This is a genomic window from Burkholderia sp. DN3021, assembly GCF_049805555.1.
Classification (GTDB): domain Bacteria; phylum Pseudomonadota; class Gammaproteobacteria; order Burkholderiales; family Burkholderiaceae; genus Burkholderia; species Burkholderia pyrrocinia_C.
The window spans coordinates 18,631-38,192 of sequence record NZ_JBNCAB010000071.1; the positions used below are offsets into that span (position 1 = coordinate 18,631).

18 protein-coding genes and 2 pseudogenes are annotated in these 19,562 nt (G+C 65.9%); 13 read left to right on the top strand and 7 right to left on the bottom strand.

Translation table 11 applies throughout. The features are described from left to right. Position 1: 1 nt before the first annotated feature. From ACPUER_RS27425 to msrB, 4 genes are all read right to left on the bottom strand, one after another. Positions 2 to 1,117 (bottom strand): aromatic ring-hydroxylating dioxygenase subunit alpha, encoded by a 1,116-nt coding sequence (locus tag ACPUER_RS27425; RefSeq protein WP_310133236.1) that lies wholly within the window; start codon positions 1,115 to 1,117, stop codon positions 2 to 4. A 221-nt stretch (positions 1,118 to 1,338) separates the two neighbouring features. Next, on the bottom strand, positions 1,339 to 2,082 hold the full coding sequence (gene msrA / locus ACPUER_RS27430) for a peptide-methionine (S)-S-oxide reductase MsrA (RefSeq protein ID WP_072444023.1): 744 nt from the start codon (positions 2,080 to 2,082) through the stop codon (positions 1,339 to 1,341). An 86-nt stretch (positions 2,083 to 2,168) separates the two neighbouring features. Continuing rightward, the gene (locus ACPUER_RS27435) at positions 2,169 to 4,043 is read right to left on the bottom strand and encodes a cytochrome c biogenesis protein DipZ (protein ID WP_425132626.1); all 1,875 of its coding nucleotides are present in this window, start codon (positions 4,041 to 4,043) and stop codon (positions 2,169 to 2,171) included. A gap of 35 nt (positions 4,044 to 4,078) precedes the next feature. Further along, complete coding sequence (gene msrB / locus ACPUER_RS27440; RefSeq protein ID WP_425132627.1) at positions 4,079 to 4,627, bottom strand: peptide-methionine (R)-S-oxide reductase MsrB; 549 nt, start codon at positions 4,625 to 4,627, stop codon at positions 4,079 to 4,081. Between the two features lie 194 nt (positions 4,628 to 4,821). On the opposite strand from msrB, the pseudogene ACPUER_RS27445 reads away from it, so the two are divergent. After that, positions 4,822 to 4,954 (top strand): annotated as a pseudogene (locus ACPUER_RS27445) (DUF1488 family protein); the annotation flags it as partial. A gap of 69 nt (positions 4,955 to 5,023) precedes the next feature. On the opposite strand, the gene ACPUER_RS27450 reads toward ACPUER_RS27445, so the two are convergent. Further along, positions 5,024 to 7,492, bottom strand: a complete 2,469-nt coding sequence (locus ACPUER_RS27450) for an AsmA family protein (protein ID WP_425132628.1) — start codon at positions 7,490 to 7,492, stop codon at positions 5,024 to 5,026. 406 nt (positions 7,493 to 7,898) lie between these two features. Between ACPUER_RS27450 and ACPUER_RS27455 the strand changes: the two genes are divergently transcribed. The 9 genes and pseudogenes from ACPUER_RS27455 to ACPUER_RS27495 form a co-directional block, all read left to right on the top strand. Then, a complete protein-coding gene (locus ACPUER_RS27455) occupies positions 7,899 to 8,459 on the top strand; it encodes a hypothetical protein (protein WP_425132629.1) in 561 nt (186 codons plus the stop codon). Between the two features lie 352 nt (positions 8,460 to 8,811). Beyond that, on the top strand, positions 8,812 to 9,018 hold the full coding sequence (locus ACPUER_RS27460; protein ID WP_110281430.1) for a hypothetical protein: 207 nt from the start codon (positions 8,812 to 8,814) through the stop codon (positions 9,016 to 9,018). Positions 9,019 to 9,053: 35 nt separating this feature from the next. After that, positions 9,054 to 9,236: a hypothetical protein gene (locus ACPUER_RS27465; protein WP_072444060.1), complete on the top strand. Its 183-nt coding sequence runs from the start codon at positions 9,054 to 9,056 to the stop codon at positions 9,234 to 9,236. Between the two features lie 553 nt (positions 9,237 to 9,789). After that, positions 9,790 to 10,689 carry a LysR substrate-binding domain-containing protein gene (locus ACPUER_RS27470; protein ID WP_175964001.1) on the top strand — a complete coding sequence of 300 codons (900 nt, stop codon included), beginning with the start codon at positions 9,790 to 9,792 and terminating at the stop codon, positions 10,687 to 10,689. A 163-nt stretch (positions 10,690 to 10,852) separates the two neighbouring features. After that, positions 10,853 to 11,602 (top strand): glucose 1-dehydrogenase, encoded by a 750-nt coding sequence (locus ACPUER_RS27475; protein WP_310133337.1) that lies wholly within the window; start codon positions 10,853 to 10,855, stop codon positions 11,600 to 11,602. 73 nt (positions 11,603 to 11,675) lie between these two features. Beyond that, positions 11,676 to 13,001: an MFS transporter gene (locus ACPUER_RS27480; protein ID WP_072444010.1), complete on the top strand. Its 1,326-nt coding sequence runs from the start codon at positions 11,676 to 11,678 to the stop codon at positions 12,999 to 13,001. Positions 13,002 to 13,041: 40 nt separating this feature from the next. Continuing rightward, positions 13,042 to 13,887 (top strand): transketolase, encoded by an 846-nt coding sequence (locus tag ACPUER_RS27485; protein WP_111021075.1) that lies wholly within the window; start codon positions 13,042 to 13,044, stop codon positions 13,885 to 13,887. Then, complete coding sequence (locus ACPUER_RS27490) at positions 13,884 to 14,882, top strand: transketolase family protein (RefSeq protein ID WP_425132630.1); 999 nt, start codon at positions 13,884 to 13,886, stop codon at positions 14,880 to 14,882. The genes ACPUER_RS27485 and ACPUER_RS27490 overlap by 4 nt, the downstream gene beginning before the upstream one ends. Positions 14,883 to 14,885: 3 nt before the next feature. Further along, positions 14,886 to 15,123: pseudogene (locus ACPUER_RS27495) on the top strand (integrase core domain-containing protein); the annotation flags it as partial. Positions 15,124 to 15,174: 51 nt separating this feature from the next. Here the strand turns inward: ACPUER_RS27495 and ACPUER_RS27500 are convergent. After that, a complete protein-coding gene (locus tag ACPUER_RS27500; RefSeq protein WP_256260748.1) occupies positions 15,175 to 15,303 on the bottom strand; it encodes a hypothetical protein in 129 nt (42 codons plus the stop codon). Positions 15,304 to 15,520: 217 nt separating this feature from the next. On the opposite strand from ACPUER_RS27500, the gene ACPUER_RS27505 reads away from it, so the two are divergent. Beyond that, positions 15,521 to 16,492 carry a hypothetical protein gene (locus ACPUER_RS27505; RefSeq protein WP_425132631.1) on the top strand — a complete coding sequence of 324 codons (972 nt, stop codon included), beginning with the start codon at positions 15,521 to 15,523 and terminating at the stop codon, positions 16,490 to 16,492. A gap of 291 nt (positions 16,493 to 16,783) precedes the next feature. Then, complete coding sequence (locus ACPUER_RS27510) at positions 16,784 to 17,197, top strand: GNAT family N-acetyltransferase (RefSeq protein ID WP_244137445.1); 414 nt, start codon at positions 16,784 to 16,786, stop codon at positions 17,195 to 17,197. A 30-nt stretch (positions 17,198 to 17,227) separates the two neighbouring features. Here ACPUER_RS27510 and ACPUER_RS27515 read toward each other — a convergent pair whose 3' ends face one another. After that, positions 17,228 to 18,106 (bottom strand): LysR substrate-binding domain-containing protein, encoded by an 879-nt coding sequence (locus tag ACPUER_RS27515; RefSeq protein WP_175964006.1) that lies wholly within the window; start codon positions 18,104 to 18,106, stop codon positions 17,228 to 17,230. Positions 18,107 to 18,232: 126 nt separating this feature from the next. On the opposite strand from ACPUER_RS27515, the gene argH reads away from it, so the two are divergent. Then, positions 18,233 to 19,562 (top strand): argininosuccinate lyase (argH, locus tag ACPUER_RS27520; protein ID WP_425132632.1); only part of this gene is annotated, 1,330 nt, incomplete at its 3' end.

The window sequence follows — 19,562 nt, forward strand, 5'->3', positions numbered from 1 at the left end:
ATCACGCGCCGTCGCGTGCTTCGCGGATCGGAATCACGGTGCGGCCGCCGCACTGGCGCAGCAGGTCGCGCAGCTCGACGATGACCGGAAACACCTCGTGGTTCCAGTCGGCGCCCTGGCGATCGTGCGCTTCCTGTTCGCGCTCGACGATCCAGCGGTCCTCGCGGAAGATGCGCTCGGTAAACCAGACGAGCAGCGGCCACGCGAGATCGAGCGCGAACGGGATGCCGGGCTTGTGGATCGACAGCAGTCCGAACGTGCGGTTGGTGCGTTGCTCGGCGTCGAGCGGCACGTAGACGATCCACAGGTCCATCACGAGCGTGCCTTCGCTCGAACGGATCTGCAGCGTCTGGTACGGGTAGCCGGTGCGCACCGTCATCACGCTCTTGTCGGACTGGTCGGCCGGCTTCTTGCTCGCGCCGAACACGAGCGCCTCGCCGACCGGCTGCTTGCCCTCCATCCGCGCGAACGTGTAGTCGACCTCGACCCAGTCGTCGCCGCGGCGCCGGCCCACCGAGCGCGCGCGCATCTGCCCCATCTGCTTGCGATGCAGGAACTGATGGTTCATGTCCATCAGGTTCTCGTGCATGAACGAGTAGTGGCACTTGACCTCGCGGCCGAAGCGGCGGGTCTTGTACGCGGGGTTGTCCGCCGATTCGAGCGCGGGAAACGGCCGCGTGTCGGCGAGCGTCGCGTCGCCGGGGAACACGAAGATCAGCCCGTGCGCTTCGCGGCACGGATACGCGCGCACGCCGTTCGGCAAACGCTCGCGGCCGAGGTAGGGCACGTCGACGCAGCGGCCGCTGTCGCACGCGTAGGTCCAGCCGTGATAGCAGCAGCGCAGCGTTTCGCCGCTCACGACGCCCGCATGCAGCGGCACCTGGCGGTGCGCGCAACGATCTTCGAGCGCGTACACGGCGCCCGATTCGGTGCGCACGAGCACGATCGGATCGCCGGCGAAGCGCACGCCGAGCGTCTTGCCGCGCTTGAGCTCGCGCGACCACGCGAGCGGATACCAGTGATCGGGGTGAATGGGCACGCGGCGCAGGTCGCGCACGAGCGCGCCGGAAGACGATTCTTCGAGGGTGCTGCTGTCAGGCAAAGGCACTGCGAGCATGCGTGACGTCTCCTGGCTGGGCAGAAAGTCCGGGCGCCGCAAGAAACGGCGGGAATCTGAAGAAGTCTACGCGAAGTTGCCCGATGTGGCGGACGCGATGCGGGTTTGCCCCGGCATGACGGCCGGGGTTTCGTTGATGCGGCGCAAACCGGGCCGCAGGCGGTGCGCGCCCGCCCCGGCCGTGCGGCGGGCGGCAACCCGGCCGCGCGGCCGGTTGCCGGTCACGAGCCGGCATCGCGCCACAGCACCGCGTCCGTGCGGTACAGCGCCGGGAAGCGCTGCTTCAGCCCGGCGACCTTCGGCAGGTCGTTGAACGCGATATACGGCGCGTCGGGATGCAGTTCGAGGTAGTTCTGGTGATAGGCCTCGGCCGGATAAAACCCCTTGTACGCCTCGACGCGCGTGACGACGGGCGCCGGAAACACGTGGGCGCTGCCGAGCTGCGCGATATACGCGGTCGCGACCGCGCGTTGCTGCGCGTTGGTCGGGAAGATCGCGGACCGGTACTGCGGCCCTTCGTCGGGGCCCTGCCGGTTGAGTTCGGTCGGGTCGTGCGCGACCGAGAAGAATACCTGCAGCAGCCGGCCGTACGTGATCTGCGTCGGGTCGTAGACGATGCGAACCGATTCCGCGTGCCCCGTCAGCCCCGAGCCGACGAGTGCATAGTGCGCGGTTTCGGATGCACCGCCTGCATAGCCGGCCGTGACCTGCTTCACGCCCTTCACGTGCTCGAACACGCCCTGCACGCCCCAGAAGCAGCCGCCGGCGAGCACGGCGGTTTCGTCGTGCGACGCGCCGGGCGTTTCGTCGAGCGTCGGCGCGGGCACGGTGCGCATCGGCTCGGCGGAATTGACGATGCGCTGGAAGCCGAACACGGCGGCGGCCGCGACGGCGATGGCGCCGATGCGGCGCAGCATCGCTGCACGCCGTCGCGGCGCGGAATCGCGGGTGGGTGTCGGGTTCATCGTTTGCTCCTTCGGAATGCGTTGTGGAAGACGGTGCTCGGGTGGCGGCGTTGCCCGCGTGCGGCGCCCGCATGCGGCGCACGCGTTCAACCGAATGTGAATGCGTACGCATCGACGCCGGGATCGAGAAATTCGATTGCGAACGTGCGGTCGGCGATCGCGCCGGGCTGCCGGACGAGCTGGTACAGGCGCTGCCCGGTGACGGTGCCGTAGCCCTGCGCGTCGACGTCGGCGCCGTGCGCGGCACCCGGCGCCGCGCCGTCGAGCGTCACGCGAAAGCGCACGGGCTGGCCGTTCGCGCCCGGGCCGAGCACGAGGTGCAGGTCGCGTGCATGGAAGCGGTAGACGATCCGGCCGGACGGCGCGGCGAGCGACGCGCGCTCGGCGCCGACCTGCCAGGTGCCGGCGAGGCCCCAGTCGTTGAGACCGGGGCGAGCCGGCGCGTCGTAGCGGTGCGCCGCGTCGCGCACGACGCCGCCCGGCGACGAGAAATCTTCCGCGCGCGCATAGCCGACGTAGGTTTCGGGCGAGCGGACGTCCGCGGCGTCCGCTGCCGCGAGCGCACCCTTCGCGGGCGCACCGGCCAGCCCGAGCGGCACGTTCAGCGCTTCCGGATGGCCGGCTTCGGCGAGCAGCGACTGGATCGCGCGTTCCGACTGCGCGTATTCGCCTTCGCCGAAGTGGTGATGGCGGATGCGCCCTTGCGCGTCGATGAAGTAGTGCGCGGGCCAGTATTCGTTGCCGAACGCGCGCCAGATCGAATAACCGTTGTCGATCGCGACCGGGTAGTCGATGCCGAGGTCGTGCACGGCTTTCTTCACGTTGCCGATGTCGCGCTCGAACGCGAACTCCGGCGCGTGCACGCCGATCACGACGAGCCCGTACGGCGCGTACTTGCGCGCCCACGCGTTGGTGTACGGCAGCGTGCGCAGGCAGTTGATGCACGAATAGGTCCAGAAATCGACGAGCACGACCTTGCCGCGCAGGCCGGCCGCCGTCAGCGGCGGCGAGTTCAGCCATTGCACGGCGCCGTCGAGCGACGGGAGCGTGCCTTCGACGGGCAGCGCGGCCGGCTTCACGTCGGCCCCGCGCATCATCGCGCTGCCGGCCATCGCACTGCCGCCGGCCTGCGCGCCATCGGCAGTCGCGGCCATCATTGCGCCGCCGCTTGCGTTGCCGGACGTGTTGCCGGCAGCGTTGCCCGTGGCGGTCGTCGTTGCGGGCGCACCGTTCGAGCGCCCGCCGAGCCGGTCGACGAGCTTCGTCTCGAGCCCGCCCGTCGTGACGGTCGACAGTTGCGCGAGCGCACCCGTGTCGAGGCCGAGCGCGATCGCGCCGACGCCGGCCAGGAGCGCCGCGCCGATCCCGCGCCGGATCCATTCGCCGGCGCCGAGCGAGCGCTTCATTGCGGCGAACACCTTGCCTCCGATCACGAGCGCGACGGCGAGCGACGTCGCCGCGCCGGCCGCATACGCGACGAGCAGCAGCGTCGTGCCGACGCTTGCGCCGCGCAGCGCGGCGCCGGTCAGCACGAGCCCGAGGATCGGGCCCGCGCACGGCGCCCACAGCAGGCCGGTCGCGATGCCGAGCAGCAGCGACGACGCGGGGCCGGCCGGGCGGCCGTCGCGCTGCGCGAGCCCGGTGAGCCGGTTGCCGGCGGCGACGAGCGGGCGCGTCAGGTGTTCCGCGAAGCGCGGCATCAGCAGCGTCAGGCCGAACACCGCGAGCAGCACGATGGCAATCCAGCGGCCGGCCTGGTTGGCCTGTGCGACCCAGCCGCCGCCGACGGCGGCGAGCGTCGCGACGACGGCGAACGTGAGCGCCATGCCGGCCAGCAGCGGCAGGCCGGTGCGCACGAACGGCTGGTCGGCGCGCGCGAACACGAACGGCAGCACGGGCAGGATGCACGGGCTCAGGATCGTGAGCACGCCGCCGAGATAGGCAAGGACGATGAGCAGCATGGTGCGTTCTCCAGTCGGTCGGGAGCGGGGCCGGATCAGGCGGCGGCCGGGTGGAAGGCGAGCGCGAGCCCGTTCATGCAGTAGCGCAGGCCGGTCGGCGGCGGGCCGTCGTCGAACACGTGGCCGAGATGGCCGCCGCAGCGGCGGCAGTGCACTTCGGTGCGTACCATCCCGAACGACGCGTCGGCGTGGGTGCCGACCGCGTGGTCGAGCGGTTTCCAGAAGCTCGGCCAGCCCGTATGGCTGTCGAACTTGGTGGCCGACGAGAACAGCGCGAGGTCGCAGCCGGCGCACGCGAACGTGCCGGGCCGGTGCTCGTCGTTCAGCGGGCTGCTGAACGGCCGTTCGGTGCCGGCGTCGCGCAGGATGGCGTATTGGGCGGGCGTGAGCCGGCGATGCCATTCGGCGTCGCTGAGCGTGACTTCGAAAGGGGCGGCCATCCGTGGGGCGGCGGGCGGTGGGGCGGCCGGCGGCGCGGCGAATGCGCGGCCGACCAGCGCGCGGCGGCCGGTGGACGACAGCGCCGCGAGCGCGGCGAGGCCGGTGACGCCGGCGAACAGCAGCAGATGTCTGCGGGTGGGCATGATGGGCTCCTGGAAGCAGGTCCTGAAAACATGCGCCTATCGTAGGCAGCGGCCGGTGTCGAAGTCCTCACGAAAAGTTAAATGAATCGTGATGTTTTCCGGGTAATCCGGCCGGGTCCGCTGAAATCCGTCCAGGCCCCGTCTGACAAGGGTTTGCTGGATATTGGTGGTCGCCAGCTTACACGGCGCCGCAACTGCGCTTCACCGTTGACGTCGACGGTCAACCCGAACCCTGCGCGATCACGGCCGAGGCGCTCGACGATCATTTCGGCGCGCGCTCGGCGCTGGAAGCCGACCTGCACGACGCGTTCGAGCGCGGCCGGCGCTTACGCTCGCATGCTGCCATTGCCCGACGCGGCGGGCCGACGTCTTCGTCCGAACTCGAATACCGCGGCCTTACCGGCCAGGAGAGGCGGTTCGGCCCGCGCGCGTCGCTTGCTCGGGTTCGACAGCCGCCGGCGCGTGAGCCTGTGAAGCCGGCGGCGCCGCATTCATATACGCCGGTGCAGCCTTTTTCTCCTTTCGTACTCCCGGTGGCGGCGCGGTCGGGCGCTGCTCCATGTCGGTCAGCATCTGCTTGCACGGCAGCGGCTGATCGCGGCCCGGCTGGAGCAATGCGAGCAAACTCGCGAGCGGATTCAGCAGGCCCAGCGCCACCGCCGCCCCGCCGCGCGCGATGAGCGCGCCCGGCTTCACGCCCACGTGAGGCTGCTTGAAGGTGCCGGTGACGTACAGCGGCGAGCGCAGCGATATCACCCGGAACCCCTTGGTATGCGGATGAATCGTCAGGTTCATGGTCTCGTCCCGCAGGTTCACGTTACCGTTCATGCCGATCACCGCATCTTCGGTGTCGAGCGCGAATACGCGCGAGTCGAGCACGCCATTGGTGACCACGAAATCGGCCGCCGCGCAGTTGATCTTCACGTCGCGATCGCCGAACAGCTTCTCGTACACCACGTTCGCCACGTTCAACCCGGCCGCTTCCATCAGCACCAGGCTCACGGTGCCGTCCGTGACCAGCGTCTTCACTTCTCCGTTGGACGTGGCGGCGAGCGCCGCCGGCGAGTTGCCGGTGGCCGACAGCGCGGCATCGCCGTTGACTTCGCCGAGCGCCGTCTGCATGACCTCGAACGTCGGGAATAGCCGCTTCAGCTTCAGGTGTCGCGCCTGCAGCGTGAACCGCCCCTTGAGCGGCGTGCCACTGCCGTCCAGGTGGATGTTCGACGCCAGCGTGCCGCCCGCGACGCCGAAGTTCAGCGGGTTGAGCGTCAGCACGCCGTCCTGCATGACGACGTGGGTCGTCAGGTCGGTGATCGGCAGGCTCGGGGACTTGATGATGCGCTGCCCGGTGAACCGGACGTCGGCGTCGATCTTCTTCCAGCGTTCCGTGCGGAACGCCTCGACCGGCAGTGCCTTGTTCGCGGGCTGTGCGACCGCGGCGCCGCGGCGCGCCTTGCTGGCATTCGTGTCGGCGCCGATGAGCGGCGCAAGGTCGGCGAACCGCAGCACCTTCGACACCAGCGTGCCCGACAGGAGCGGCCTCGGTTCGCGCGAAACGTACACCAGCGTGCCGGTGAGATCGCTGCCGCCGACACGCCCCGTGAAGTCCTCGTACTTGAAGACATTGCCGGACGCGCGGAATTGCCCGATCAGCCGCCCGTCGGTCGCATAGGGCGGAGTCTCGGGCAGCGTGATGCCGGTGACGTCGTACAGGTGCGCCATGCTGGTGCCCGCGAGCCACAGTCGCAGGTCGACCGCCGCCAGGTGCGCCGGATCGGTCAGCGTGCCGACGAGCGCCAGCTTCGTATCGCCGAAGCGCAAATTGGCCTGGACCGGAAACGGGCGCTGAACGCTTTGCAGCCCCAGCACGTTTCCGAGCTTGCCAGTGCCGGCAACGTGCCCTTTCTTGTAGGTTCCGTCGACGGTCCACCCGATCGTGTAGTCGCCCGTGCTTACGGACGCGGCGGGCGCGGCGCCTGCCGATGCGCCGGACGCTGCGGAGGCCGTCGCGCCCGACGCCGCTGTCGCGGACGTGCTCGACGCAGCCGATGCCGCCGGGGCGATCGCGGTAGTGGATATCGCGGCCGACGCTTGCGACGCCGCGGCCAGCGCTTGCGACGCTGCTGCCGATGCGCGGGATGCCGCTTCGATACCCGACACGGGTGCCGGGGATCGTGCCGCACCGTGGTGTATCTGTGCCGCGAGTTTCTTTTGGCCCTCCTGGCCGACGGCCTGCGCCGATTCGCTGCGCGCCAGCGCCGCTTGCTGCTTCAACGCATCGCCGAACGCAATTGGCTTGCCGAGCGTGTCGATCACACCGCTCAGGTCGAATTGCTTCTGTTGGTCGTAGTAGCGGAGCTTGCCGGTGGCGAACGCGATATCGTGCAGGTCGAGCGTCCACTTGCCCGGATGACCGGCATTCTTGAGCTGGAACGTCCAGTTGACGCGCCCGTCCGCGAGGCGTTCGAGGTCGACGGATGGATTGACGAGGTCGATGGCCGGAATCACGATGCGGCGCGCGAGCAGCGGCAGCGCCTCGACTTCGAAGCTGATCGCGTCGAGCGTGGCGAAATGCTTCGTGCGCGCCCAGTCCGGGTTGGCGATCGTGACATTGCGGGCGCTGAATCGCGGCCACGGCACCCAGGCGCGCCAGCCATGCTCGCTCACGGGCCGATGCCACCCGACACGCAGGTCGCCGTTGATGGCGAACTGCCGTCCGATCGCGTCCGATACCTTGTCATCGACCCAAGGGCGCGCGCGGTTCCAGTCGAACGTCACGATGAAGACGAACAGCGCGGCAATCGTCAGGGCAACGACAACGGCGAGCCACGCGGCCACCTTACTGACGGTATGGCCGTTGCGCATCTTTCACTCCCGGGTTGGGCTGCACCGAAACGATGGCGCAATTCGTGTTCCCGAATGCGCTTCGACCGGCCAGCCGATCTGTTTCAGCGTTGCAACCAGGCAGGCGAGTCGGGGAAATGGCAAGCCCAATGGGATCGGGAAAGTGAACCTTCCGCATCGACCCCGAAGGTTTCGACAAGGGCGAGCGACGTGTGCAGGCGCTTGAGCCGTGCGAAACGTATCGACGATGAAACATTTTCATCCGCTCACGGCGACTTTCCGTGTATTCCGGCGATTCGTATCGCCCTGCGAATCGAGTGCGTCGCGATGGCATATCGCTTGCTGCTGAGATTGCACCCGCAGACGAGTGATCCGGAAATAGCGTCCAGGTGCCGATCGTCTTCATGAGGATCAAGAGGAAATCGTAATGAGCATACTTGCGACTTACACGTTCGCATTGCAGCACGGCAGCCATGTAACGTTCCTTATTCCTCAGAACGGCTGCCCATCCGGCGCGGCCCAGTTTTTCCTTGCTGCGCATCTGTCCGATGGTGCTGGATCGCTCGCCGACAGATTTCATCGAGCGAACAGGTCTGCCGAGCTGACTTCACCCGACGCGCATGAGAATTTGTCCTATCGCTACCTGGTCGATCTCGGCGGGCATATCGTCGCGTTTCGGCACGACTCGGAGGGGAACGAGTGGGAGCGGTTTTTCTCGGGACACTACGCGGAATTCATCAATGGGCACGCGCCGCTCAAGGTTCTCGGCGACGGCATGCTGAAGCGCATCAAGTCCTGCACCGGCGGAAATGACGAATGGGTGACGCGCGGGCAGCTTGTCATGCGTCATGCCGCAGCCGTGGAGACATTGTCGTTGCAACGCGAACGATTTCCGGAGCGGGCGGATGTCATTTCAAGTTATCAAAGCGATGTCGATGCACTGGCCGTTTCTCTCCGGCGATACAGCGAAAGTGAGGATTTTGAATGAATGCGGCAGAATGTTTATTAAAAAATATCGACCTGCATTATCTGACAGCTTCAAAAAATGACAAATTCAAGTGATTATATGAAATATATTTTGGGGTTTATATATTCATACCATTTCGCATGCTTGCTTGATTTTGATCAATGATAACGTTTCCGAATCAGGGCATTCACCTACGAGGCGGCGGACCGGAAATGGATGCAGGCGCGTTAGAATGTGCCCACTAAATCGCGCATTGAATCGTCGCAGGAAATGGTGGGGTCGTTACAAACTCTCGTGCACCTTGTTGCGTTGAAAGCGGGAGGCATGCGTTCGCGCATGTATACACAATCCAATTGTCCGATACGAATATTCCATGCAGACCATGCTAAGTCCGCACGAAATTACTACTTTAATGATCGTTTGGGATGCTCCTGATCAGATCGAACTGGATCGCGACGAACTCGTCACGCTCATCGAGCATCGCCTGATCGCCGTTGATCAGCCGGCATCGGGTTGTCGGCGTGTCCAGGTTACCGCAGAGGGCCGCGCTGTCCTGAAAGCGGTCTCGCGAATGCGTTGAATGATCCGAGTTGGCCGAAAATGACGGAGGCTGCTATGAGCGGAGCATGGGTCGGGTTCGTGGTCGGCGCGTTCGTGCTGGCGTTTGCGGCAATTGCCGCAATGAACCGCTATCGCCGCGAGCATCGTCGCGCGGAACTGCTTAGAAATCTGGACCACCATGAATGGTGGCACTGGACTCATACCTCCACTGCGGGTTCGCGAACCGCGAAAAGATGAACCACGCACATCGCAGGCCAGCCGTCGGGCAGCAGGTCGCGCGCGACACGTTGCAATAACGCGTCGTGCGTGGCCGTCTCCACCAAGTACTTCTTCGGCCACCACAACTGCCTCTACGGGGTGCGTGTTGGCGGGCGCGCCTGATGTTCGTTACTCCGGAGAGGGCGAAGGTGTATCGCTATGGTATGTAGCAGGGGGCCCTTTGATTCCTGTGCAATTTTCCGGCTGGATCTACCCTAGCTTGGCGGTGCCCCTGACTTCCTGAGATTCCCTTCCGAAAGCGACGTTCCACCAAACGGTCGGCCTCTTCGCGGCCACGACGTCAGGGCATGCGAGTCCACCGTGTTCCATATTTGCCTGAGCGTTTTGATCTCGTCATGCGAAGCGGCGTGGAAGCGCGTTTCGTAGGCAAGGAGGTGGGTGGCAGGAGCCCGGATCGACCGGCGCTCTAGAATTGATGCCGGTGCCGAAGCGCCTTTGCCCGGACAAACCGTTCGACGTTCATGTCGACGCCGGCCAGTCGGGCGAGTAGACCTCCTCAACGGATTCCAACATGCGCATCCCACCACTCAAGGCAATCATCGCGTTCGAAAGCGTGGCCCGGACCAAGAGCGTGAATCGCGCTGCGGACGAACTCGGCCTGACCGCGTCCGCCGTGAGCCACCAGCTCAGCAACCTCGAATCGCTGATCGGTCAGCCGCTGTTCCAGCGATCGGGGCGCGGACTCGTCCTCACGCCGACCGGCGAGCGCTACCTGGCGGACGTCACCGGCTCGCTGGCCGACCTGAGCCGCGCAACCGAGCGTGCGTCGAGCCGCACCGAAGTCGATATCCTGCGCGTGCATTCGAGCCCGAGCTTCGGGTTGATGTGGCTGCTGCCGCGGCTGTCGTCGTTTCAGGAGGCGAACGGGGATATCCAGCTGAACCTCGCGTGCTCTTACGAAAACGTGTCGTTCTCGAACGGCTTCTACGATATCGATGTCCGGCACGGCTACGGCAACTGGGACAACCTCGAGGTCAGGACGGTGCGCGGCGAGTTCATTGCGCCGCTCGCTTCGCCGCAATATCTCGAGCGGCATCCGGTGAAGGCGCCGGAAGAACTGCTCGCGCATCGGCTGATCTATTCCGAAACGCCGTTGGTCCAGTGGAAGCAGTGGTTCGGTCGAGCCGGCGTATCGCTCGCGGCGCAGAAGACCTTCGATTTTTCATTCGACCGGTCATACATGTCGCTCGAAACCGCTGCGCTGGGCCTGGGCATCGCGCTCGAAAGCCTGATGCTTGCGTCGGTGAAGATCCGCGAAGGGCTGCTGGTTCCGGTATTCGACGAGACTCATGCGGTCGAAGTCGGCGCGCATCACCTCGTTTACCCGCGGCAGAACGCGGAACTGCCCCGCGTGAAGCGTTTCCTTGCGTGGATCGAGCGGGAGGTCGCGGCTTACGGGCGGCCGGGCTGAGCACCAGGTCCTCCGGTCCGCACGCGATATTGCGTTGCAGCACCCGCGGCGCGCCGTGCGGCGTCATCTGAAATTTTCTCAACTATGGCTGAGCGTTTCCGCGTTGATGCGGGTGTCCGGTGAGCCGACACTCTGGACACACATCAACAACAGGAGACGACCGATGTTGCTCGACAACAAGACCATCATCGTGACAGGCGCCGCATCGCCGCGCGGTATCGGCAAGGCCACGGCCCGCATACTGGCTGCACACGGCGCACGCGTTGCGATTCTCGACCTTCGCCGCGAAGACGCCGAGGCGGCCGCCGCCGAACTCGGGACGGACCATCTCGGCCTGGCATGCGACGTGACCGACCGCGACGCGTGCGTGGCCGCGGCCCGCGCGACGCTGGAGCGCCATGGTCGCATCGACGGCCTCGTGAACAACGCCGGCGTCACGCAGCCCGTGCGCACGATGGACATTTCCGGGCGCGACTTCGACACGATCGTCGACGTGAACCTGCGCGGCACGCTGTACATGTCTCAAGCGGTGCTGCCGGCGATGAAGGAGCAGCGCGGCGGCAGCATCGTGTGCATGTCGTCGGTGTCCGCGCAACGCGGCGGCGGCATCTTCGGCGGTCCGCACTACAGCGCCGCGAAGGCCGGCGTGCTCGGCCTCGCGAAGGCAATGGCGCGCGAATTCGGCGCCGACCATATCCGCATCAATTCGATCACGCCGGGCCTGATCCAGACCGACATCACCGGCGACAAGCTGACGCCGGACATGCGCGAGGAGATCATCAAGGGCATTCCGCTCGGCCGCCTCGGCGATGCCGCCGATGTCGCCAACGCATGCCTGTTCCTGCTGAGCGACCTGTCGAGCTACCTGACGGGCATCACGCTCGACGTCAATGGCGGGATGTTGATCCACTGAAACGGCGCCGCGTGAATCGCGGCGCCGCCCATCATGCACCCGGGACAACCCGGGGCCATGGCAGGAGACAAAGATGAGAGCAAAGTACCCCGCACCGCCGGTTCCGGGCGAGATGCTGCAACGGGACGATGCGCAGACGTTCGAAGCGGCCACCTACGCGAAGGTGGCGCGACGGCTGATCCCGTTCCTGATGCTGTGCTATCTGGGCGCCTATCTCGACCGCGTCAACGTCGGGTTCGCGAAACTGCAGATGCTCAACGACCTGCGCTTCAGCGAGACGGTGTACGGCATGGGCGCAGGCATTTTCTTTCTCGGCTACTTTCTGTTCGAAGTGCCGAGCAACCTGATCCTGCATCGCGTCGGTGCGCGCCGCTGGCTCGCCCGCATCATGCTGACGTGGGCAGTCATTTCGGCGAGCTTCGTGTTCGTCAGGTCGCCCACCGCGTTCTATGTGCTGCGGTTTCTGCTCGGCGTCGCCGAAGCGGGTTTTGCGCCGGGCGTGATCCTGTACCTCACGTACTGGTTCCCGTCGGCACGCCGCGCGAAGGCACTGTCGCTGTTCTTCATGGCGATTCCGCTGGCGGGGATCATCGGCGGGCCGCTGTCGGGCGCGATCATGCATTCGCTGCACGGCGCGATGTCGATGGCGGGCTGGAAGTGGTTGTTCCTGCTCGAGGCGCTGCCTTCGTTCGTGCTGGGCTTTGCGATCCTGCTGTATCTCGATGACGGCATTGCCGGCGCGAAATGGCTGACCGATGCCGAAAAAGCCCTGCTGGCGCGCAACGTGTCGGCCGACGCCGAGCACACTACCGCCCACCTGTCGATTCGTTCGTTCGTCGCCGACCGCCGCCTGTGGCTGATGGCCGCGATCTACTTCTGCGTCGTGCTCGGTCAGTACGGCCTCACGTTCTGGCTGCCCACGATCATTCGCAAGGCCGGGGTTGCCGATCCGCTGTGGGTCGGACTGTTCACCGCGATCCCGTATGCGTGCGCAATCATCGCGTTGCCGCTGATCGGCATGAGCGCGGATCGCCGCCGCGAGCGTCGCTTCCATCTCGCGGTGCCGATGCTGATCGCGGCGGCGGGCTTCGCGACTTTGCCGACGCTCGGCAGCGTCAGCGCGTCGATCGTGTGCCTGAGCATTGCGTCCGCCGGCATCCTCGCGTCGTCGTCGCAGTTCTGGTCGTTGCCGACGGCCCTGCTGGGCGGGATGTCGGCGGCGGCGGGCATCGCCGCGGTCAACTGCTTTGCCAATCTCGCGGGCTTCTTCTCGCCTGCGATCGTCGGCTGGCTGAACGACCTGACCGGCAAGTCCACTGCGGGACTGCTCTTCATCTCCGTCGCGATCACGGTCGGCGCTCTGCTGGTGTTCCTGGTGCCCCGATCCGTCAACCGCTGATTCGATTTGCATTCCTTCCGACACAATACTGGAGCTATCGATGGATACCGAAACCATCCATGAAGCGGTCACGCTCGCCGAGCGCGCGTACCGTATCCGAAGAAACGCCGTGCTGATGGGCGAAGTCCAGGGGCAGGGCTATGTCGGCCAGGCGCTCGACATCGCCGACGTGCTGGCCGTCGCGTATTTCGGCGCGATGCGCTATCGCCCGGACGATCCCGAGTGGGAAGGGCGCGACCGCTTCCTGCTGTCGAACGGCCACTACGCGATCGCGCTGTACGCGGCGCTGTTCGAAGCTGGCATCCTGCCGGCCGAGGAACTCGAAACCTACGGCAGCGACGACAGTCGTCTGCCGATGTCGGGGATGGCGAGCTATACGCCCGGGATGGAAATGTCCGGCGGTTCGCTCGGGCAGGGCCTGACGATCGCGGTCGGTCGTTGCCTGGGCCTCAAGCGCAAGGGCTCGGATGCATTCGTCTATACGCTCTTTTCGGATGGCGAGCTCGACGAAGGTGCGATCTGGGAAGGGCTCATGTCGGCCGCGCACTGGAAGCTCGACAACTTGATCGCGATCGTCGACGTGAACAACCAGCAGGCCGATGGCCCGTCGACGCAAGTCATGGCATTCGAGCCGCTGGTCGACAAGCTCGAAGCATTCGGCTGGTATACGCAACGCGTGGACGGCAATGACATCGACGCGGTAAAGCGCGCGTTCGACAACGCGCGCCGACATGACAAGCCGCAGCCGCGGATCATCGTCTGCGACACGAAGATGGGGCGCGGCGTGCCGTTCCTCGAAGCACGCGAGAAGAGTCATTTCATTCGCGTCGATGCGCACGAGTGGAAGCTCGCGCTCGACGCACTCGAAGCAGGGAGACACGCATGAGCACCGTCGACAACAAGCCGCGCCTGAAGACTTCCGCGATGATCGCGTCCATCGCGGCAGAAGGGCAGACTACGCGTCCCGCGCCGTTCGGCCATGCGCTCGCGAAGCTCGCGCGGACGAGCGGCAATGTGATCGGAATGACCGCCGATCTCGGAAAGTACACCGACCTGCATATCTTCGCGAAGGAATTTCCGGAGCGTTACTACCAGATGGGCATGGCCGAGCAGTTGCTGATGGGCGCGGCCGCCGGGTTCGCGCACGAAGGGGCGCAGCCGTTCGTCACGACCTATGCGGTATTCGCCACGCGCCGTGCATACGACTTCATTCATCAGGCGATTGCCGAGGACAATCTCGATGTGAAGCTGGTGTGCGCGTTGCCGGGACTGACGACCGGCTACGGGCCGAGCCACCAGGCCGCCGAAGATCTGGCGCTGATGCGTGCGATGCCGAACATGACGGTGATCGACCCGTGCGACGCGCTGGATATCGAGCAGATGGTGCCGGCCATTGCTGCGCACAAGGGGCCGGTATACGCACGCCTGCTGCGTGGAAACGTGCCGGCCGTGCTCGATGAATACGATTACCGTTTCGAACTCGGCAAGGCCAAGCTGCTGCGCGACGGCAACGACGTGCTGTTGATCTCGTCCGGGATCATGACGATGCGCGCGCTCGAGGTTGCGAAGGCACTCGAAGCCGATCGCGTCGATGTGGCCGTGCTGCACGTGCCGACGATCAAGCCGCTCGATACGGCAACCATCGTTCGCGAGGCGGCGCGCAAGGGACGCATGGTGATCGTCGCCGAGAACCATACGGCGATCGGCGGGCTCGGCGAAGCGGTGGCGACTGCGTTGATCGGGGCCGGCGTTGCCGTACCGTTCCGCCAGATCGCGCTGCCGGATGCGTACCTCGCCGCGGGCGCGTTGCCGACGTTGCACGAGCGCTACGGGATCTCGACCGGCGCGATGCAGGCGAACATCAAGTCGTGGCTCGCGTAGCAGCTGAAGCCACTGACGCCGCCGGTGTGCAGCCCGCAGAGCAACGGCATGGCTGAGCGCTTCGTGAAGACGATGAAGCGCGACTATGTGGCCCTCATGCAGAAACCGGATGCAGCGACGGCCGTGCGGAATCTCGCCATTGCGTTCGAGCATTTACAACGAGAAGCATCCCCGTAGCGCACTGAAGTATCGCTCACCACGCGAGTTTCGACGCGCGGTGGATTCATCGACCGTAGCGTGAGGCTGTGTCCGGGACTACGGGGGTAACTCCGGTGCGCCGGAACCGCTTCCGTCACAACAGGCAGACCCGACGCAGCTTGACCGTTCTCAGATAGACGGATTTATCGAGCCACGGCACGAACACATACTCGTCGTATGCGTCGCAACCGATCAGAATCCAGTGGGACAGAACGTTGGACATGATGGTCTCCTTGACTGCGCTCGTTTCGATGTGCAGGGTGCCGACGCGTCGCGATCGTCATCCGTCGTGCTCGCACACCGTATACCCGGCGAGCACCGCGCCTATTCCCGACACCGTGCGATGTACTTCATGCGCGGGATGTCGTGCGTCGCCGGAATAAACGGGCCCGCTCCGCGGTATGCCGATCAAGCGGCGGACGCATCGAGGGGAGGCGCCAATGAACGGCAAGCGGAGGCAAACCCGGGACATTCCAGGCCGATCGCAACGCGACGGCAAGGGTGCCCCGAAAGTGAACGAGGCACGGCGGCCATCGTTGTTCCAGGATCGCATCGGCATGCGCCCGCCGTCGCGCAACCGCGCGCCGCGTCCCGCGCAGCACGCGATCGACTCCGATGCCGGTAAACCGGCGTCGGCGCAAGACGGGAAGCGCAAGGCCGCGCGCAGGCTGCAACTCGGTTCCGGCATCCTGCTGTGGTTCTATATTTCCGTCCATATGGTCAATCACGCGCTCGGCATCTGGTCGATCGATATCGCCGAGCGCGGGCTGCATCTGGCAATCGGGCTCTGGCAAAGCGCGCCCGGCACGATCCTGCTGTACGGCGCGGCCGGCCTGCATTTCGCGCTGGCGGTCCGCACCATCTACGGCCGCCGACACTGGGCGCTGCCGCCCGCCGAATGGCTTCGTCTGTGGGCGGGACTCAGCCTGCCCATGCTGTTGATACGCCACGTCGTCGGGACACGGGTTGCGACATCGTTTTACGGCTTCGAGCCGAACTACGAACGGGTCATCGTGTCGCTCCTGACGAGCGGCACGCAGGGTTTGCAGATCGCGCTGCTCGCACCGGGATGGGTGCACGGCAGTCTCGGACTGTGGTTTCATTTGCGCCGCCATGCATTTTTTCGGCATGCGAAGTTCGTGCTGCTGGCGATACTCGTCCTGCTGCCCGTGCTGTCGGCGGCGGGATTCGTGCAGATGACGCGTGCGATCGTGCCGGGAAGTCTCGCCGTACCGGCGCCCGACGCGGCGCTGGTTGCGCACCGCGCCGCGCTCGACGGCTGGCGACATCTGCTCGTCGCCGGGTATCTGTCGTTGATTGCGGCCGCGTTCGCCGGCGGTCAGTTGCGAAACAGGCTCTTCAGCGGAGATTCGCACGGTCCATCCCGCGAGCAGCAGCGAACGGACGCGTGAACGCCACACGCCCGGTCGCGGTTCGCGTTCCGCGCGTGTCGGCCGCCGGCCTTCGGAGCTCGTGACCGGTGGCCGCGGGCCACAAACGGTCATTCGACATCGCTGCCCGAATCGTTACAATCCGCTGCATACACTGCACCCACTGGCGCAAAGCCGCTCGACAGGGAATCCTCAATGACCGGAATATCCATCAGATCCGCCAATATCGACGATGCACAGGCGATCGCCGATTTCCACGTCAAGGTCTGGCGGCATACCTATCGCGATCTCGCACCGGCGCAAGCGCATGCCGTGCTCGACGAGCGCTATCGTGGCAAAAGATGGCAGGAAAAGCTGGCGTCGAACGATGGCGACCAGCTCGTGCTCATCGCGCAGACCGACGACAGGATCGTCGGAATCGGCGCGGCCGGCGCGCCGTCGGAACCGATATTCGACGGCCGTGGCGAGATCAAATTCCTGTATGTCGATCCCGAATTCAAGCGTCGCGGCATCGGCCGCACGCTGCTTGCCCAACTCGCGACGCATTTGAGAGGGTTGCGGTATCAGGGCGCCGCGTTGAGTGTCGTCAACGGAAACGCATCCGCGATTGCCTTTTACGAGGCGCTGAATGCGCGGTTTGCCGGCGAGTACGTCGATGCGGGGCCGATCTGGCGCTCGCACAACATCGTCATGGTGTGGGACGACCTGGCGAATCTCATTGCCTGACCGAAACCCTGCCGCAAGCAACGACGCGCATCACGCGAGGCATGCTCGCAGCCACGACGTGAACGCGGTCACGAGCGGCGTCCCGGTCAGCTCGTGACGCGTGACGAGATAGTACGCATGACGCGACGGCACCGTTGCGCTGAATGGCCGCACGAGCGTGCCGTCGATCAGGTCGTCGCGCACGGACAGGCTGTCGCCGAGCGCGACGCCTTGCCCGTGCACAGCGGCTTCGACACCGATGTGCGCGTTGCCGATTTCGAGGATGCGGATGCCCGGCAGCTTGTCGGCGTTTGCTTCTGCCAGCCAGCGCATCCACGAGCCCGCATGCTCGCAGAACAGCGTGCGTCCCGCGAGATCCTGCACCTTGCGGATCGCATCGGGCCCGTTCATCAACGCCGGGCTCACGACCGGGAACAGCGCCGGATGCTCGAGCAGCTCGACGTGCCGGTTGCGCCAGGTGCCTTCCCCGTAGCGGATGCAGACGTCGACGTCCGTCGAATAGATCTCGCGTTCGTCGTTCGACGGAATCACCTTCAGGTGGATGCCCGGATAGCGCTCGAGAAAATCGCCGATGTGTCGGGCGAGCCAGCGCGACGTCAGCGACAGCGGCGTCGACACGACGAGATCGCCGACGGCGGCCGGCGAATCGAGCCTGACGGTGGCGTTCGCGATCATGTCGAATGCGATGCCGACCGGTTCCAGCAGCGCTTCGCCTTCGGGCGTGAGTTTCACGCGCGCCTTTGATCGGACGAATAGCGCGACGCCGAGCGTGCTTTCGAGAATACGGATCTGGTGACTGACCGCGCTCGCGGTCACGTGCAGTTCGTCGGCGGCGGCCGACACGCTGCCGCGCCGGGCGGCGGCCTCGAATGCGCGAAGCGGGTTCAGCGGGGGCAGGCGGTTGCGCATCGGCGGGCGCGTCGAAGGCGACGGTGCTGAGAAAAACTTCATTTAAGCGGAGTCAATTTCTCGCTACAACAAAAAAAATTGAATGCCTACAGTGGGGGCAATCCAACCGAGTCGAGGTCGACCGCAATGAGCCTTACCGAACCGATCGAACGCCTGTGGGGCGGCCGCTTCCAGTCGGAGCCGTCCGACGCGCTGCAGAACCTGTCTCGCTCCGATCCGAGTTTCTACCGCCTCGTGCCGTACGATCTGGCGGGCTCCCGTGCGCATGCGCGCGAGTTGAACCGCGCCGGCATCGTGAACGACGACGACCTCGCGCAGTTGCTGGCCGCGATGGACGGCATCGCGCGCGACTACGCGGCCGGTGCGATCGCGCCGTCGCTCGCCGACGAGGACGTGCACACGTTCCTCGAGCGCGTGCTCACGCAGCGGCTGCCGGCGCTCGGCGGCAAGCTGCGCGCCGGGCGTTCGCGCAACGACCAGGCGGCGAACGACCTGCGCCTGTATCTGCGCGACAAGGCGCGCCAGCTCGTGCGCGGCGTGCTCGACCTGCAGCAGGCGCTGGTCGGCCAGGCGAGCCGGCACGTCGACACGGTGACCGCCGGCTTCACCCATCTGCAGCCCGCGCAGCCGATCGTGTTCGGCCATCAGTTGCTGGCGCATGCGCAGTCGCTGTATCGCGACGCCGACCGCCTGGTCGACTGGGACCGCCGCACCGCGCGCTCGCCGCTCGGCGCGGCCGCGCTGGCGGGCTCGGCGATCTGCGTGCGGCCCGAGCTGTCCGCGCAGGAGCTCGGTTACGACGCGCCGTGCGAGAACTCGATCGACGCCGTGGCCGCGCGCGATCACGTCGCCGAATTCGCGTTCGTCGCGAGCATGCTGGCCGTGAACCTGTCCCGCCTGTCGGAAGAAGTGATCCTGTGGACGTCGCGGCAATTCCGCTGGGTGGAACTCGACGACGGTTATGCGACGGGCAGCTCGATCATGCCGCAGAAGAAGAACCCGGACATCGCGGAACTGACGCGCGGCAAGGCGGGACGCCTGATCGGCAACCTGACGGGCCTGCTCGCGACGCTGAAGTCGCTGCCGCTCGCGTACAACCGCGATCTCGCGGAAGACAAGATCGCCGCGTTCGATTCGATCGACACGCTCGAACTCGTGCTGCCGGCGATGGCGGGGATGATCCGCACGATGCGCGTGAACGTCGACGAGATGCGTCGCCAGGCGCCGCTCGGCTTCACGCTCGCGACCGAGGTTGCGGACTGGCTTGCGCTGACGGGCGTGCCGTTCAGCGAAGCGCACGAGATCACCGGCGCGCTCGTGCGGGCGTGCGAACGCGACGGCATCGAGCTCGCGGACGCCAGCGCGGAACAATTGCAGGCCGTCGACCCGCGCCTCGCGCCGGCGGTGCGCGCGCACCTGACGCTCGACGCGGCCGTCGCCGCGCGCGGCGGCGCGG

What these genes read in the sequence shown, in the direction of transcription:
- ACPUER_RS27425 (WP_310133236.1), bottom strand. Translation starts at nt 1,117, where the DNA reads ATGCTCGCAGTGCCTTTGCCTGACAGCAGCACCCTCGAAGAATCGTCT.
- ACPUER_RS27505 (WP_425132631.1), top strand. Translation starts at nt 15,521, where the DNA reads ATGAACGGCAAGCGGAGGCAAACCCGGGACATTCCAGGCCGATCGCAA.
- msrA (WP_072444023.1), bottom strand. Translation starts at nt 2,082, where the DNA reads ATGAACCCGACACCCACCCGCGATTCCGCGCCGCGACGGCGTGCAGCG.
- ACPUER_RS27480 (WP_072444010.1), top strand. Translation starts at nt 11,676, where the DNA reads ATGAGAGCAAAGTACCCCGCACCGCCGGTTCCGGGCGAGATGCTGCAA.
- ACPUER_RS27515 (WP_175964006.1), bottom strand. Translation starts at nt 18,106, where the DNA reads ATGCGCAACCGCCTGCCCCCGCTGAACCCGCTTCGCGCATTCGAGGCC.
- ACPUER_RS27460 (WP_110281430.1), top strand. Translation starts at nt 8,812, where the DNA reads ATGCAGACCATGCTAAGTCCGCACGAAATTACTACTTTAATGATCGTT.
- ACPUER_RS27470 (WP_175964001.1), top strand. Translation starts at nt 9,790, where the DNA reads ATGCGCATCCCACCACTCAAGGCAATCATCGCGTTCGAAAGCGTGGCC.
- ACPUER_RS27500 (WP_256260748.1), bottom strand. Translation starts at nt 15,303, where the DNA reads ATGTCCAACGTTCTGTCCCACTGGATTCTGATCGGTTGCGACGCATAC.
- ACPUER_RS27455 (WP_425132629.1), top strand. Translation starts at nt 7,899, where the DNA reads ATGAGCATACTTGCGACTTACACGTTCGCATTGCAGCACGGCAGCCAT.
- ACPUER_RS27465 (WP_072444060.1), top strand. Translation starts at nt 9,054, where the DNA reads ATGAGCGGAGCATGGGTCGGGTTCGTGGTCGGCGCGTTCGTGCTGGCG.
- msrB (WP_425132627.1), bottom strand. Translation starts at nt 4,627, where the DNA reads ATGCCCACCCGCAGACATCTGCTGCTGTTCGCCGGCGTCACCGGCCTC.
- ACPUER_RS27450 (WP_425132628.1), bottom strand. Translation starts at nt 7,492, where the DNA reads ATGCGCAACGGCCATACCGTCAGTAAGGTGGCCGCGTGGCTCGCCGTT.
- ACPUER_RS27435 (WP_425132626.1), bottom strand. Translation starts at nt 4,043, where the DNA reads ATGCTGCTCATCGTCCTTGCCTATCTCGGCGGCGTGCTCACGATCCTG.
- ACPUER_RS27475 (WP_310133337.1), top strand. Translation starts at nt 10,853, where the DNA reads ATGTTGCTCGACAACAAGACCATCATCGTGACAGGCGCCGCATCGCCG.
- ACPUER_RS27485 (WP_111021075.1), top strand. Translation starts at nt 13,042, where the DNA reads ATGGATACCGAAACCATCCATGAAGCGGTCACGCTCGCCGAGCGCGCG.
- ACPUER_RS27490 (WP_425132630.1), top strand. Translation starts at nt 13,884, where the DNA reads ATGAGCACCGTCGACAACAAGCCGCGCCTGAAGACTTCCGCGATGATC.